This is a genomic window from Streptomyces macrosporus, from assembly GCF_039533145.1.
In the GTDB taxonomy this organism is placed as follows: Bacteria; Actinomycetota; Actinomycetes; order Streptomycetales; family Streptomycetaceae; genus Streptomyces; species Streptomyces macrosporus.
The window spans coordinates 81065-94392 of the sequence record NZ_BAAASZ010000017.1; the positions used below are offsets into that span (position 1 = coordinate 81065).

12 protein-coding genes are annotated in these 13328 nt (G+C 73.0%); 7 read left to right on the forward strand and 5 right to left on the reverse strand.

Annotated elements, in window-relative coordinates; genetic code table 11:
* Positions 1-99 precede the first annotated feature (99 nt).
* Both ABD335_RS08820 and ABD335_RS08825 read left to right on the forward strand, forming a co-directional pair.
* Complete coding sequence (locus ABD335_RS08820) at positions 100-1485, forward strand: MFS transporter (RefSeq protein ID WP_344321568.1); 1386 nt, start codon at positions 100-102, stop codon at positions 1483-1485.
* Between the two features lie 264 nt (positions 1486-1749).
* Positions 1750-2565: an SAM-dependent methyltransferase gene (locus ABD335_RS08825; protein WP_344321569.1), complete on the forward strand. Its 816-nt coding sequence runs from the start codon at positions 1750-1752 to the stop codon at positions 2563-2565.
* Positions 2566-2605: 40 nt separating this feature from the next.
* Here ABD335_RS08825 and ABD335_RS08830 read toward each other — a convergent pair whose 3' ends face one another.
* Both ABD335_RS08830 and ABD335_RS08835 read right to left on the reverse strand, forming a co-directional pair.
* Positions 2606-3511, reverse strand: coding sequence for a helix-turn-helix domain-containing protein (locus ABD335_RS08830; protein ID WP_344321570.1), 906 nt, complete (start codon positions 3509-3511; stop codon positions 2606-2608).
* Positions 3512-3641: 130 nt separating this feature from the next.
* The gene (locus ABD335_RS08835; RefSeq protein WP_344321571.1) at positions 3642-3878 is read right to left on the reverse strand and encodes a DUF397 domain-containing protein; all 237 of its coding nucleotides are present in this window, start codon (positions 3876-3878) and stop codon (positions 3642-3644) included.
* Between the two features lie 605 nt (positions 3879-4483).
* Here ABD335_RS08835 and ABD335_RS08840 point away from each other — a divergent pair.
* A complete protein-coding gene (locus ABD335_RS08840) occupies positions 4484-4816 on the forward strand; it encodes an STAS domain-containing protein (protein WP_344321572.1) in 333 nt (110 codons plus the stop codon).
* Between the two features lie 83 nt (positions 4817-4899).
* Here ABD335_RS08840 and ABD335_RS08845 read toward each other — a convergent pair whose 3' ends face one another.
* Positions 4900-5982 carry a GDSL-type esterase/lipase family protein gene (locus ABD335_RS08845; protein WP_344321573.1) on the reverse strand — a complete coding sequence of 361 codons (1083 nt, stop codon included), beginning with the start codon at positions 5980-5982 and terminating at the stop codon, positions 4900-4902.
* 67 nt (positions 5983-6049) lie between these two features.
* Entirely contained in the window at positions 6050-7093 is a 1044-nt protein-coding gene (locus tag ABD335_RS08850) for a LacI family DNA-binding transcriptional regulator (RefSeq protein WP_344321574.1), read from the reverse strand.
* Between the two features lie 160 nt (positions 7094-7253).
* On the opposite strand from ABD335_RS08850, the gene ABD335_RS08855 reads away from it, so the two are divergent.
* The 4 genes from ABD335_RS08855 (at position 7254) to ABD335_RS08870 (ending at position 12029) form a co-directional block, all read left to right on the forward strand.
* Positions 7254-8090, forward strand: a complete 837-nt coding sequence (locus ABD335_RS08855; RefSeq protein WP_344321575.1) for a phytanoyl-CoA dioxygenase family protein — start codon at positions 7254-7256, stop codon at positions 8088-8090.
* A complete protein-coding gene (locus ABD335_RS08860; protein ID WP_344321576.1) occupies positions 8083-9519 on the forward strand; it encodes a sugar porter family MFS transporter in 1437 nt (478 codons plus the stop codon). The genes ABD335_RS08855 and ABD335_RS08860 overlap by 8 nt, the downstream gene beginning before the upstream one ends.
* 328 nt (positions 9520-9847) lie before the next feature.
* Positions 9848-11542, forward strand: a complete 1695-nt coding sequence (locus ABD335_RS08865) for an ATP-binding SpoIIE family protein phosphatase (RefSeq protein ID WP_344322103.1) — start codon at positions 9848-9850, stop codon at positions 11540-11542.
* A gap of 94 nt (positions 11543-11636) precedes the next feature.
* Positions 11637-12029 (forward strand): hypothetical protein, encoded by a 393-nt coding sequence (locus ABD335_RS08870; RefSeq protein WP_344321577.1) that lies wholly within the window; start codon positions 11637-11639, stop codon positions 12027-12029.
* Positions 12030-12095: 66 nt separating this feature from the next.
* On the opposite strand, the gene ABD335_RS08875 is transcribed toward ABD335_RS08870, so the two are convergent.
* Positions 12096-13187, reverse strand: coding sequence for a polysaccharide deacetylase family protein (locus ABD335_RS08875; protein ID WP_344321578.1), 1092 nt, complete (start codon positions 13185-13187; stop codon positions 12096-12098).
* Between the last annotated feature and the right edge of the window lie 141 nt (positions 13188-13328).

Here is a 13328-nt window from a genome sequence, read left to right on the forward strand (position 1 = left end):
GTCGGGACGCCGCAGGTCCGCGCGGCGTCCCGACCCCCGGTCGGCCACACCCTCCTCCCCCCTTTCCTCCCTCTCCCTCCCCCGTCCCCGAGGATTCCCATGTCCACCTCACCCCCGTCTCCCGCGTCCGGCGCCGCGTCCGGCCGCACCCACAGCTTCCGCTCGGTCGCGGTGGTGCTCGCCCTGAGCTGGCTCGCCGTCTTCTTCGACGGCATGGACGTCAACATCTACGGCGCGGTCATGCCGCACATGCTCGACGACCCCGGCCTGGGCCTCACCCCCGGCTCGGCCGGCACCATCGGCAGTTGGACGACGTTCGGCATGCTGATCGGCGCGCTGGTCGCCGGCAACGTCACCGACTGGCTCGGCCGCCGGGCCACGCTGATCACCAGCATCGTGCTGTTCTCGGTCGGTTCCGCGGTGTGCGCGCTGGCCGGCGGTGTCGCCCTCTTCGGCGCCGGACGCTTCCTCGCCGGTCTGGGCCTGGGCGGTCTGATGCCCATCTGCCTCGCCGTGGTGCTGGAGTTCGCCCCGCCGCGCCGGGCGGCGCTGTCCACCGGCCTGCTGATGACCTCGTACCACGCGGGCGGCATGGCCGCCACGGGCCTGGGCCTGGCGATCGCGCCCGAGTACGGCTGGCGTCCGGTGTTCTGGGCCGGTGTGCTGCCGGGTCTCATCGCCGTGCCCCTGCTGCTGCGCTGGTTCCCCGAGTCCCCCGGCGTGCTGCTCGCCAAGGGCCGCCGGGCCGAGGCCGAGGCCATCGCCGACCGGTACGGCATGGAGCGCCCGCGTCCCGCCGAGGCCCCGCCCGGTGGCGCCAAGGGCCGTTGGGCGGCGGTGCTCGCCCTGTTCCGGCCGGGGTCGCGCTGGGCCACCCCGCTGCTGTGGGTCGCCTCGTTCTGCGGTCTGCTGCTGGTCTACGGCGTGAGCACCTGGCTGCCGCAGATGATGCGGGCCTCGGGCTGGGGCCTGACCTCCTCGGTCAGCTTCCTGATGGTCGTCAACGCGGGCGGCATCGTCGGCATGCTGATCGCCGGACGGACCGCCGACCGCTTCGGCGCGGTGCGGGTCTCGGCGATCTGGTTCCTGCTGACGGCCTGCGGCGCCCTGCTGATGGGGGCGCACCTGCCGCTGTGGATCACGTACGTGGTGGTGTTCGTCACCGGCATCTGGCTGTTCAGCGCCCAGACCATGGTCTACGCCGCCACCCACACCGTCTACGGGCCGGCCGAGCGGGCCGCCGGGCTGGGCTGGGTGACCGGCGTCGGCCGCACCGGCGCGGTCGTCGGCCCCTGGTTGGGCGGCATCCTGCTGGCCAACGGCGCCGAGGGGTGGGGCTTCACGATGTTCGCCCTCGCCGGGGTGGCGGGGGCCGTGGTGATCGCCCTGGTCCCGCTCGCCGGACGGCTGGGGCGGACCGCCACGGCGACCGACGCGGCGACCGACGCGGACAAGGCGGCCACGGGGGTGGCGCCCACGTCCTGACGGCGGGCCGGCCGTCCGCGACGTCGGACGGTGCGAGGCGGTGGGGCGGCCGAGCGGGCCGTCCCACCGCCCCGGCCGTGGGGCGACGGCCCGTTTCACACCTGTTTCCGGTGTGCCTTCACAACATCTCCATCACTCCCCGCCCACGAGATGTGGGCTTTCCGCGGTGAGGAAACGTCCCCGCCTGGCAGCATGGTTCCCCACTCGTTGAGTGCCGCCCTGTCCCCAACGCTTCTTCCAGGCGGGAAGGTTGTGAAGGCCCGGATGAGTCAGGCCAAGGAACCGCTGTCCACCAGGATCGACGTCAACGTGCCCACTGCCGCGCGCATGTACGACTACTACCTGGGGGGCAAGAACAACTACGCCGTCGACCGCGAGGCCGCCGAGGAACTCCTCAAGGTCGTCCCCAGCACCCAGGCGCTGGCGCTGAACAACCGCCGGTTCCTGCGGCGCGTGGTGCGCGTCCTGGCCCAGGAGTACGGCATCCGCCAGTTCATCGACCACGGCTCCGGCCTGCCCACCCAGGACAACGTCCACCAGGTCGCGCAGCGGGTGGACGAGGAGTGCCGCGTGGTCTACGTGGACAACGACCCGATCGTCCTGGCCCACGGCCGCGCCCTGCTGGAGGAGAACGAGAACACCACCGTCATCCAGGCGGACATGCGGGACACCGACGGCATCTTCGGCCACCCGGACACCCTCCGCCTGATCGACTTCGACCGGCCCGTCGCCGCGCTGTTCAACTCCGTGCTGCACTGCATCCCCGACTCCAGCGACCCGGCCGGTCTGATGAAGAGGGTGGCCGACCGGCTGGCGCCGGGAAGCCTCCTCGTCATCTGCCAACTGGTCAGCGAGGACCCCGAGACGCGCAGGGCCGTGACCGAGTTCATGGACAAGAGCACCGGCGGCAAATGGGGCAGGGTCCGGGAGCCCCAGGAGGTTCACCGGTTCTTCGAGGGGCTGGAGATCCTGGAGCCCGGTCTGGTGGAGGTGTCCACCTGGCGGCCCGACTCCGACATCGGCCCCAGGCAGCGGACCTGGGAGTGGCAGGAGTACGGGGGCGTCGGCCGCAAGCTCTGAGATGCGCGGCCTGCCGCGCACGCCCGCGGCAGGCCGCGCATCAGTCGAGCCGGTCGAGGAGTTCCTTCAGGAACTCCACGCTGCGCGCGGGTGTCTCGGCCGCGGCGCACAGCCGATCCATGATCGACAGGTAGTGGTCGACGTCCTCCTCCTTGTCCAGGTAGAGGGCGCTGGTCAGCTGCTCCAGATAGACGATGTCGGGCAGGTCCGGCTCCGGGAAGCGGAGTATGGTCACCGGCCCGCCCGCCGCGGCCAGACCGCCGATGTCGAACGGCGCCACCTGGAGCGTGACGTTCGGCCGTCGGGCCATCTCGATCAGATGGCGGAGCTGGTCGCGCATCACCCGGCGGTCGCCCAGCGGGCGGCGCAGTGCCGCCTCGTCGAGGACGGCCCACAGCCGGGGAGCGTCCTTCCGGAAGAGCAGTTCCTGGCGTTCCATCCGCAGCCGGACGCGCCGGTCGTTCTCCTCGGCGGAGGCGCGGGGGTGGCCCAGGAGGATCACGGCGCGGGCGTACTCCTCGGTCTGGAGGAGGCCGGGGACGAACTGCACCTCGTAGGTGCGGATCATCGCCGCGGCCTCCTCCAGACCGATGTGCCGGTCGAACCAGCCGGGCAGGACGTCGCTGTACTGGTGCCACCACCCGCGGGCGCCGGTCTTGCGGGTCAGGGCGAGGAAGTCCGCCCGCTCGTCCTCGTCCAGCACCCCGTAGAGCGTGAGCAGGTCCGCCACGTCACGTTCCTTGCAGGCCCCCTGGCCCCGCTCCAGTCGGCTGATCTTGGCGCTGGAACCGCGGATGGCCTTGGCCGCCTCGTCGAGGCCGATGCCGCGCTCCTTGCGCAGCCGCCGCAGCTGGGCACCGACCACCAGTCGCAGGACCGTCGGGCTCCCCTTGGGATGCTCGATGTAGCGCTTTATCGACAAGGAGTGGCTCGATTCGGCGGCCATGCGTGCTCTCCTGAGTGAAGGGACAGACACTCAGTGTGCCACCGTGGCCACCACCCCGTACAGCGACCTCCCCGTTCGGGTGCCGGTTCGCTCGGCCTTCCGGTCGCCCCCTCGTCCGGGTTCGCCCGGTTCACCCGACCATGTCGTCGAAGTCGCCGTCCTTGGCGCCCTGGAGGAACGCGATCATCTCCTCACGGGTGTAGACGAGGGCGGGCCCGGAGGGGTGGCGGGAGTTGCGCACCGCCACCGCGCCGTCCGGCAGCGCGGCCAGTTCGACGCAGTTGCCGTTGGGATTGCTGCGCCGGCTCTTCCGCCACGTCGCGCCCTCGATCTCCGTGGCCCGCATGCCGTTGACGATCTGCTGCATTGTCGCCCCTCACCGGCCGCGGCCCCGCGCTGCCCCCCTCGGATGCCCCTCAGGCAGAGCCGCGACCATGACGTTCCGTTACCGTGCGTCCAGGTGCCACGGCCGATGCAATTACATCTGTAAGTGCAGATGCGCTTGCAGCGGCGCGTGACAGTCGAGGATGGTAGCCCCAACAGGGCCGTTCTCGTGGGGAGTTCTCGACAGGACCCGTGGGAGGCCGCGATGACGGCGCATCCGACCACTTCGGCGAGTCACCCCTTGTCGGGCTTGTCCCCCGGTGGTCGGCCGGGGTTCGTCGGACGCCGCTCCTCCTTCCCCGGAACCGCCCACGGCGGCCTCCACCGCCCGGTGGGTTCGCGGCGTACGGCTTCGATCCCCGCCTCCGACGGGCCGCCACCGTCCGGGGTCCGCCGCGGGGCGCCCGGGCCGCGATGGGCGGGGACCGGACCTCGTGGCGGTCGGCCGACGGCGGGCGTCGGCGGGGGCGATCGACCGCGAACGCGGCGGCCGGCCCGACGGTGTTCGCGAGGACATGGTGTGAAGTCACCGCCCGGTGGCGCTACTGTCGGAACGGGCGACAGGCCGAGATCGAAACGAGAGGGCCGATGACAGCCGTCGACGGGCTCCACACCGTCGTCTTCTCAGCCAACGGCCGGACGATCGTGTCCGTCTCGGGAGAGGTCGACTTCACCACCGTTCCACGGTTGCGGCGCGCCCTGGACGCCGCGCTGGCCGGCGGACACGGCGCGATCGACGTGGACTTCGGCGCCGTTCCGTTCTGCGACTGCTCCGGGGTGAACGCGCTGCTGCGCGCCTGGCACCAGGCCCACGACGCCGGCATTCCCCTGCGCGTGACCGGGGTGGACGCGCCGGTCGTCGTCAGGCTGTTCCAGGTGCTCGGGGTCGAACGGCTGCTGGGACTGCGCCCGGCCCCCTGAGGCCCCGCGGACCCGTGCGGTTCCGGGGCGTACGCATCCGGGGCGCACGGGTCCGCGGGACGAGGAGGGGGTGCGGGAGGGGGTCAGGCCGCGGTGGCGGCGCAGCCGACGGTCGCCGAGGCGGACCCCGCGGAGGCGATGAATCCGAAGGACGTGCCGCTTCCCACGGCGAGGGCGCCGTTCCACGCGGCGTTGCGCACGGCGCCCGCACCGGCGTCCAGGGTGCCGTTCCAGACCTGGGTGATCCGGCCGCCGTCGGCCAGGGTGATCCGCACCGACCAGCCGGAGACCGGCACGGTCCCGGTGTTGCGGACCGTCACCTCGCCCTGGTAGCCGCCCTGCCAGGTGGACGTCGCGCGGAACGAGGCCGTGCAGGCGGCCTCTCCCTCCCCCGGGTCGCCCGGGTCGCCGGGGTCGCCCGGCTCCTCCCGGTCCAGCAGGTCGGCCAGGGCCGGGTACCAGCGGGCGGCGATCTTCTCGTCGCCGGAGGCGTTGGGGTGGACCCCGTCGTAGGTGTCGCTCGCGGTGCTGAAGCCGGTCCACTGGTCGACCGCGATCACCGGGGAGTTCCCGGTGCTCTTGCTCCGGGCCCAGTCGGGGATCCGCTCGTTGAGCGCGACCACGCGCCGGCCGCACTCGCCGCAGGTGTCGGGGTTCATCGGGATGATCCGCGCGACGAGGACCTTCGTGTTCGGGTTGCTCGCCCGCATCTGGTCCACCAGCGTGCCGTAGGCGGCGAGGATCTCGTCCGGCGACCGGTTGCTCCAGACGTCGTTGGTCCCGAAGTGCATGACAACGATGTCGGGCCGCGTGGCGGAGAGCCATCCGGGAAGCAGGTTCCGGCTCGCCACGTCGGTCACCAGCGCGCCGCCGTGCCCCTCGTTGTCGCCGTCGTGGGGCTGTCCGCAGCCCTGGGGGCCGAGCGTGCCCACGAAGTCGATGTTCGTGTACCCGGTGCTCTGGAGCCGGTTCCACAGCAGCGAGCGCCAGCAGCCCGGAGAGCCGGTGATGGAGTCCCCCAACGGCATGATCCGCACCGGGTCCGCCGCGGCCCTCGCGGGGACCGGGCCGGGGGCGGCGTTCGCGGTCGCCGGCCCGGCGCCGAGGAGCCCCAGGGTCAGCGTCAGGGCGGTCAGGACCGCCCGTAAGAGGTGTCTGTTGCGCATGACGTTCCTTCCGACAGGATGGGAGCGCTCCCATCGGGGAACATCAAGCCACCGCGCCGACGGGGCGTCAAGAAGCCGCGCTCCGGCTCCCGTTTCCGGCCGGCCGCGAGCTCTCCCGGACCACCAGCCGGTGGGGAACGGTGATGCGCTGGGGCGGGACCGTGCCTCCGGGGCTGTAGATGCGGTCGGCCAGGCACTGCAGGGCCCTCTCGGCGATCTGCGCCTTGTCCGGGCTGACGGTGGTCAGCGACGGGTTCGAGAAGCGGCCGTCCTCGATGTCGTCGAAGCCGACCACGGCGAGGTCCTCGGGAACCCGGACGCCGCGGTCGCGCGCGGTGCGCATGATGCCGAGCGCCAGTTCGTCGCTGAAGGCGAAGACCGCGTCGGGGGCCGGGCCGCCGCGGTCGAGCAGCTCCTCCATCGCCCGGGCGCCGGCGGTGCGGTGGAGCGTGGGCACCGGGACCTCCAGCGCGGGGTCGGGGGTCAGGCCGGCCCGGTGCAGCGCCCGGCGGTAGCCGGCCAGGCGCTGTTCGGCGGTGCCGTTGCGCAGCTCCGGCTGGGGCCCGATCGCCGCGATCCTGCGACGGCCGGTCTCCAGCAGGTGGCGGGTCGCCTCGTCGGCCGCCAGGACGTTGTCCACGGCCACGTGGTCCGCGACCCGGCGCGGGTCGCGCTCGCCGAGCAGCACCATCGGCGTGGGGCCCGCCTGCTCCGACAGCTCCGAGGCGTCCAGCGCCCAGGGGCTGATGATCAGGCCGTCGACGATCGGGGCGTGCGTCCCCTTCAACAGCCGGCGCTCCTCGTCGGCGCGGCCGTGCGTCTGGTCGATGATGACCGTCCAGGAGCGGCGCTGCGCGGCCTCCACCAGGAGCCCCGCCAACTCCCCGAAGTAGGGCGAGTGGATCTCGGGTATCACCAGCCCGATCAGCCCGGTGCGCCCCGCCCGCAGGCTGCGGGCCGCCAGGTTGGGGCGGTATCCCAGCTCGTCCAGGGCCTGTTGGACGCGCGCGCGGGTCTTCTCGGAGACGGAAGCCGAGCCGTTGACGACGTTCGACACGGTACGGACGGACACCCCCGCGCGCGCGGCGACATCTTTCAGGCTGCTTCTCACGCGGCCATGTTCCCATGCGCCCGCGGCGCCTCGGGGCGCGGTGCGGAAGTGACGCGCACGTGACGCGAATGTGACGTGGATGACTCCGCCACCCCTATTGCAACGTTGCATGCAACCACGGAATATGGCCTGCAACCCATCACCGCCAAGGGAGGCAGAGATGACGGCAGGAACGGATCACGCCCTGGACGTGGACGTCTCGGCGGACGTCGAGGCGCTCTACCGGGACGGCATCACCGCGCGCAAGGGAGCGTTCTCCCCCGAGTGGGCCGACCGGCTCGGCGAGGACATCGCCGCCGCGTTCGAGGAGGCCCTCTCCCGCCCCGGAGGCGCCGTCGGTCGCGGCCCCAACCGCTACTACGTGGAGATCCACCCCGAGCAGATCCGCGACTTCGTCGGCCTGGTGGACCACCCCTGGGTGCGCTCCCTGTGCACGGCCGTCCTCGGCCCCGACTACCGGATCGTCGAGCTCGGCTTCGACGTCCCGCTGGAGGGCGCCGTCAACCAGCCCTGGCACCGGGACTTCCCGATGCCCGAGGAGACCCGCAGGGAGCGCCGCTACACCTCGCTCGCCTTCAACGTCACCACGGTGGACACCGAGGAGGACATGGGCCCGTTCGAGATCGCGCCCGGAACGCAGTGGGACGACAGTCCCGAGTTCGAGCACGAGATGTTCCCGCCGAAGTCCGACTACCCGCGCTACGAGAAGCTGGCGGTGCGCAAGTACCCCAAGCGCGGCGACATCTCGGCGCGCTCGGCGCTGACCATCCACCGGGGCACGGCCAACCAGTCCGCCAAGTCCCGGCCGGTGCTGGTGCTCGGCGTCGACGGCCCGGAGGCGAACAACGACGAGCGGCACGACATGGCCGTCACCCGGGCCTACTGGGAGTCGCTCCCCCAGCGTGTGCGGGACCACCTCGCCTGCCCCGTGGTGGACGAGCTGACCCCCATCACGCAGAAGCACACCATCGAGGGTCTGGTCATGGGCGATGCCTGAGGCGACGACCGGTGGGGGCGTGCGGACGGCCGTCCCCGCCGCAACCCCGGGCGACGCCGGGGCCGGGCGGAGCCACCCCCTCCTGGTCTACGCCGTCGCCGCCGTCTCCGCCCTCGGCGGTCTGCTGTTCGGCTACGACACCGGCATCATCTCCGGCGCCCTGCTCTACCTGCGGGAGGACTTCGACCTGTCCTCCCGGGAGCAGGAGATCGTGGTCAGCGTCATCCTCGTGGGCGCCATGGTCGGCGCCCTGCTCGCGGGGAGGCTGTCGCAGCGGTACGGCCGCCGCAAGGTGGTGATGGCCGTCGCCGTGGTCTTCGGCGTCGGTGCCGTGGCCGCCGCCCTGGCGCCGGACGTGCCCACCCTGATCCTCTCGCGGTTCGTGCTGGGCCTGGCGGTCGGCGGGGCGTCGAACATGGTGCCCGTCTACATCGCCGAGATGGCGCCCCCGGCCATCCGGGGCCGGCTGATGGTCCTGTTCCAGCTGATGGTCGCCATCGGGCAGCTCATCTCGTTCCTGTGCGGATGGGCGCTGGCCGGCAGCGGCGGCTGGCGGATGATGTTCGGGTTGGCCGTGATCCCGGCGGTCGTGCTGGTCGTCGGCATGGCGCTGCTGCCGGAGAGTCCGCGCTGGCTGGTCGAGCACGGGCGGCGGGAGGCCGCGCGCGCCGTGCTGGCGAGGCTGCGGCGGCCCGGCGAGGACGTCGACGCCGAGATCGAGGACATCGCGGCGGTCAGCCGTGGCGAGGGCCGCGGCGGCTGGCGGGAGCTGCGCCGGCCCTGGGTGCGTCCGGCGCTGGTCGTGGCGATCGGCATCGCGGCGTTCTCCCAGCTGACGGGCATCAACGCGATCGTCTACTACGCGCCGACCGTCCTGGCGGACGCGGGCTTCGGGGACTCGGTGGCCCTGCTGACCGGCATCGGCATCGGGGCGATGCTGGTCGTCGCCGGTGTCGCCGGTGCCATCCTGGTGGACAAGGCGGGACGCCGCCGCACGATGCTGTGGTTCCTGCCCGGTTCCGGTCTGGCGATGGCCGTCCTGGCCCTGGCGTTCCTCGGCGACGGCGGCTCGGCGCTCCAGCGGTGGACGGTCGTCCTGTCGCTGTTCGCCTACATCCTCTTCAACGGCATCGGGATGCAGGCGGTCGTCTGGCTGATCGGCCCGGAGATCCTCCCGCTGTCCGTGCGGGGACCGGCGACGAGCCTGGCCACCCTGTCCGTGTGGGGCTTCGACCTGCTGATCGCGGTGACCGCGCTCACCATGATCGACAACATCGGGCGCAGTGGCACGTTCCTCCTCTACGCGCTGATGAACGTGGTCTGCATCGTCTTCGTGGTGCGCAGGGTGCCCGAGACCAAGGGTCGGAGTCTGGAGGAGATCGAGCGGGAGCTGCTCTCCTCCGGAACCCGGCCGGCCGCCGCGCGGTGACTCCCCCCACCGCGCACCGAGCGGGCCGCCGTACGCCGACGCGTGCGGCGGCCCGCCGCTCTTCTCCCCGTCCGTGTCCCCCCAACCGCGCGCTTCCCGCCCCGCCGTGACGGCGCCGGCGGTACGGTCCGTGGGGGGACACCTCCGTTCGGCCCATCAGCCCCGTCTTCCGGCACGCCTCCGGCCGACACCTGGAGGACCCTGGAATCACCAGTGGGTCGGGCGACGAGTGGGGAGAGTCGTGACGGCGAACGGCAGCGACGGCCGCGGACGGCGGTCTCGGTGGAGCGGACCGATACCCGTGCGGCTGCGCCGCGCGACCGCCGCGATGGCCCGTCCCCGCACCTCCCGCGCCCGGCTGGCGTGGCTCAACCGGGCGAGCACCATGATCGGGACGACGCTCGACCTGGAGCGGACCGCGCGGGAACTGGCCGACTACACCGTTCCGCAGCTGGCCGACGGCGCGGCCGTCGACCTGCTGGAGTCCGTCCTGCGCGGGGAGGGCGGCGCCCGCTGGACGGAGGCGAGGCCACCGGCCACCCGGGCCGTCGCGGTCAGCTCCCTGAAGGAGCTGGAGGACCTGGAGCCCGACGAGGTCGGCACGCCCTCCGTCCACCCCCACACGGTGCTCTCGCTCCACTGCCTGCGCGAGCGGGAACCGGTGCTCATCGGCCGGATGAGCCGCGATGACTACGAGCGGGTGGCGCCCTCCCCGAGCGCGGCGGCCAAACTGCGCGCGGCCGGGGTGCACAGCTACATGGCCGTTCCGCTGATCGCCCGCGGCGTCCTGCTCGGGGTCGCCGACTTCATCCGCGCCCCCGGCAGCCCCCCGTTCACCGAGGCCGACGTCGAGCTGGCGATGCAGCTCGCCTCCCAGGCGGCCGTCTCCATCGACAACGCCCGCCTCTACGGGCGCGAGCGCGAGCACGTCCTCTCCCTCCAGCGCAGCCTGCTCCCCCGCGGCACCCCGAAGACGCCGGGGCTGGAGGTCTTCACCCACTACACGCCGAGCCCCGATCCGAGCGGGGTGGGGGGCGACTGGTTCGACGTGGTGGCCCTGCCCGGCGGACGAACCGCCCTCGTCGTGGGGGACGTCATGGGCCACGGGCTGCCGGCCGCGGCCACGATGGGGCGGCTGCGCACGGTCGGCCGTACGCTCCTGTCGCTGGACATCGCGCCCGAACGCGTCCTGGCCCGGCTGGACCTGGCCGTCCGGGACCTGGAGGACGACCAGACCGCCACCTGCCTGTGCGCCGTCTACGACCCGGCCACCGCCAGTTGCACCATCGCCGGCGCGGGACACATGCCGCCCCTGCTGGTGTCCGCCGACGGCACCGCCACCCGCGTGGAGGTGCCCACGGGGGCGCCGCTGGGCTCCGGGGTGATCCCCTACGACCCGGTCGCCGTTCCGGTGCCCGCGGGAAGCCGGCTGATGCTGTACACCGACGGCCTGGTCAAGACGCGCGAGGGCGACCTCGACGCCCAGCTCGGGCGGTTGCTGGAGGCCGCCCCGACGCTGATGGACCGGCTGCTGGACTCCCGCGACCCGGCCTCGCTCCCCCTGGGGGACGCCGCGCGCCTCGACGAGTCCGTCCTGCTGGTGGCCGCCGCCGAGGACCCCCGGCCCGACGCCGACGTGTGCGTGTGGTCCCTGCCCCCGGACGGCACCGCCGCGTCCGTCGCCCGGAACCTGGTCGCCGACCGGCTCGCCCGCTGGGGCCTGGAGGAGCTGGCCGACGTCGCCGAGCTGATCGTCAGCGAGCTGGTCGGCAACGCCCTGCGGTACGGCAACGGGCCCGGGCAGCTCCGGCTGCTGCGGCACGACAGGCTGACGCTGGAGGTCTCCGACACCGGCCCCGACCTGCCCCGGATCCAGCGCGCGGACCTCAGCGACGAGGGCGGTCGCGGCCTGCAACTGATCAACATGCTCAGCCGCAACTGGGGGTCGTGCCGCACCTCCGTCGGCAAGGTGGTGTGGGTCGAGCAGGACATCCCCGCCTCCCTCGCCCCGGACGCGCCCTGAGACGTGCCGGTCCGCCGTCCCCTGGCGGGGGCGGCGGACGGGGTGGGAGCATGCCCGGCGTCGGCAGGCGGCGGGAGCGGGAAGGGGAGTGCGCGTGGGCGAGTCCGCTTACGTGAGGTTCCAGGCGGCGACCGGGAACGAGCGGGGCGTGTGTCCCGGGATCTTCTTCCTGGTCAACGGACTGGCCCGGGAGGGGAGGCTGACGGAGGCGCAGGAGCGCTTCCGCCGGGCGGCCAACGCCTGGTACGACGCGGCCTACGCCAATCCCGCCGAGGTCGACCCCACCGTCTACGACCCGGCGGTGAACCCGGGCGCGGTGGCGTGGTTCAAGACCTCGGCCCGGCACCTGATCGAGCGCGTGGACGGCTACCTGGAGATCCTGGACGCGCACGGCGTCGCGTACCGGTGTCTGCGCTCCTCGGACCCGGGGCGGATCGTCTACGAGGACGAGGTGCAGGTCGTCGCCGTGCCGCCCCGCGCGGGGTAGCGCGGGGCGGCACGGTGGATTCCGGGCGGGCTCCCGGTCGGTTCGCCGGGCGGTGCGGCCGGGCGGTCAGTACGGCCGGGCGGCGTCTCGGTGGGCGGGGGCGAGCTTGGACGCCCAGGCCCGGGGGAAGCTGATCCGCTCCGGGTCCCCGTCGGAGGTGTACCGCTCGACCTCGCCGTCGCGCAGTTTGTCCAGCCAGACCGTCGAGCCGTACGACGCGTCCGGGCCGGTGGTGTCCTGCGAGCGGATGCGGGGGACGGCCCCGGGGTCGAACCCGGTGGTGTAGGGCGAGGGGGCGGGGCCGGCGCCGGCCAGGTAGACGCCCTGGTGCCGGTAGCGCACGCCGCGGTACTCCCCCTCCAGCGCGAGGTTCCGGTTCCGGGGCATCGAGCCGTACGGGAGGGCCATCGAGACCACCGGCACTCCGGGCAGGGCGTGGGAGAGGGCCCACTTGTTGGCGGCGATGTCCCACCGGACCCACTCGTCGTCGGCCTTCCCCAGGAGGGTGTGTTCGAGGGTGTGGTTGCCGATCTCGAAGCCGTGGTCGTTGAGCCAGTCGAGCGTCTTCCGGCCGCCGGGGTCGTCGAAGGGGTCGGCGTTGACGAAGAAGGTCGCCACGGGGCGGAATCCCGGGTGGCGTTCCGCGACGTCCAGCAGGATGCCGACCGCGGTGTCGGGGTCGGGGCGCCCGTCGGCGCCGAGGCGGAACTGGCTGGGGCTGGAGTCGTCGAAGGTGAGGACCACGGGGTGGGCCCCGGCGGGAAGGTCCATCTCGCCGCCGGTGAACTCGCGGGCGGTGACCGGCACGTAGCCCTCGCGTGCCAGCCGTTCCAGTTCGGCGCGGAAGTCCTCCGGAGTGCGGTCGTCCACGCCCCGGGGGTCGTCGATTATTCGGTGGTACATCAGCACCGGGACCACGCCGAGTTCGTTGGCCCCCACCTCCGCCGGGTCGGCGGAGCCGGACTCCCACTCGGACCCGTCCGAGGGCATCGGAGCCCCGTTCTCGCCGGGCTCCTTGGGGGCTCTGTCGTCCAGCGGTGCCTCCACGGCCCGCTCCCTTGGCTGTCCGGTCTCGGTGGTGCCGGCCGCCGAGCAGCCGGCGAGCAGTACGGCGAGCGCGGCCAGGACCGCGCGGTTTCCCCGGTGACGTATGCGCATGGTGCTCTCCGGGCGTCGAGGAGGACGGCGCCCGGCGGTTGCCGGACCGTCTCCTCAAGACTCCGACAGGAGCACCGGCTTCTCTCGCCGTGTTCGGCCGATCGACGGACGGTGGCCGGCGGGACCGCGGGCCCCGCCGGT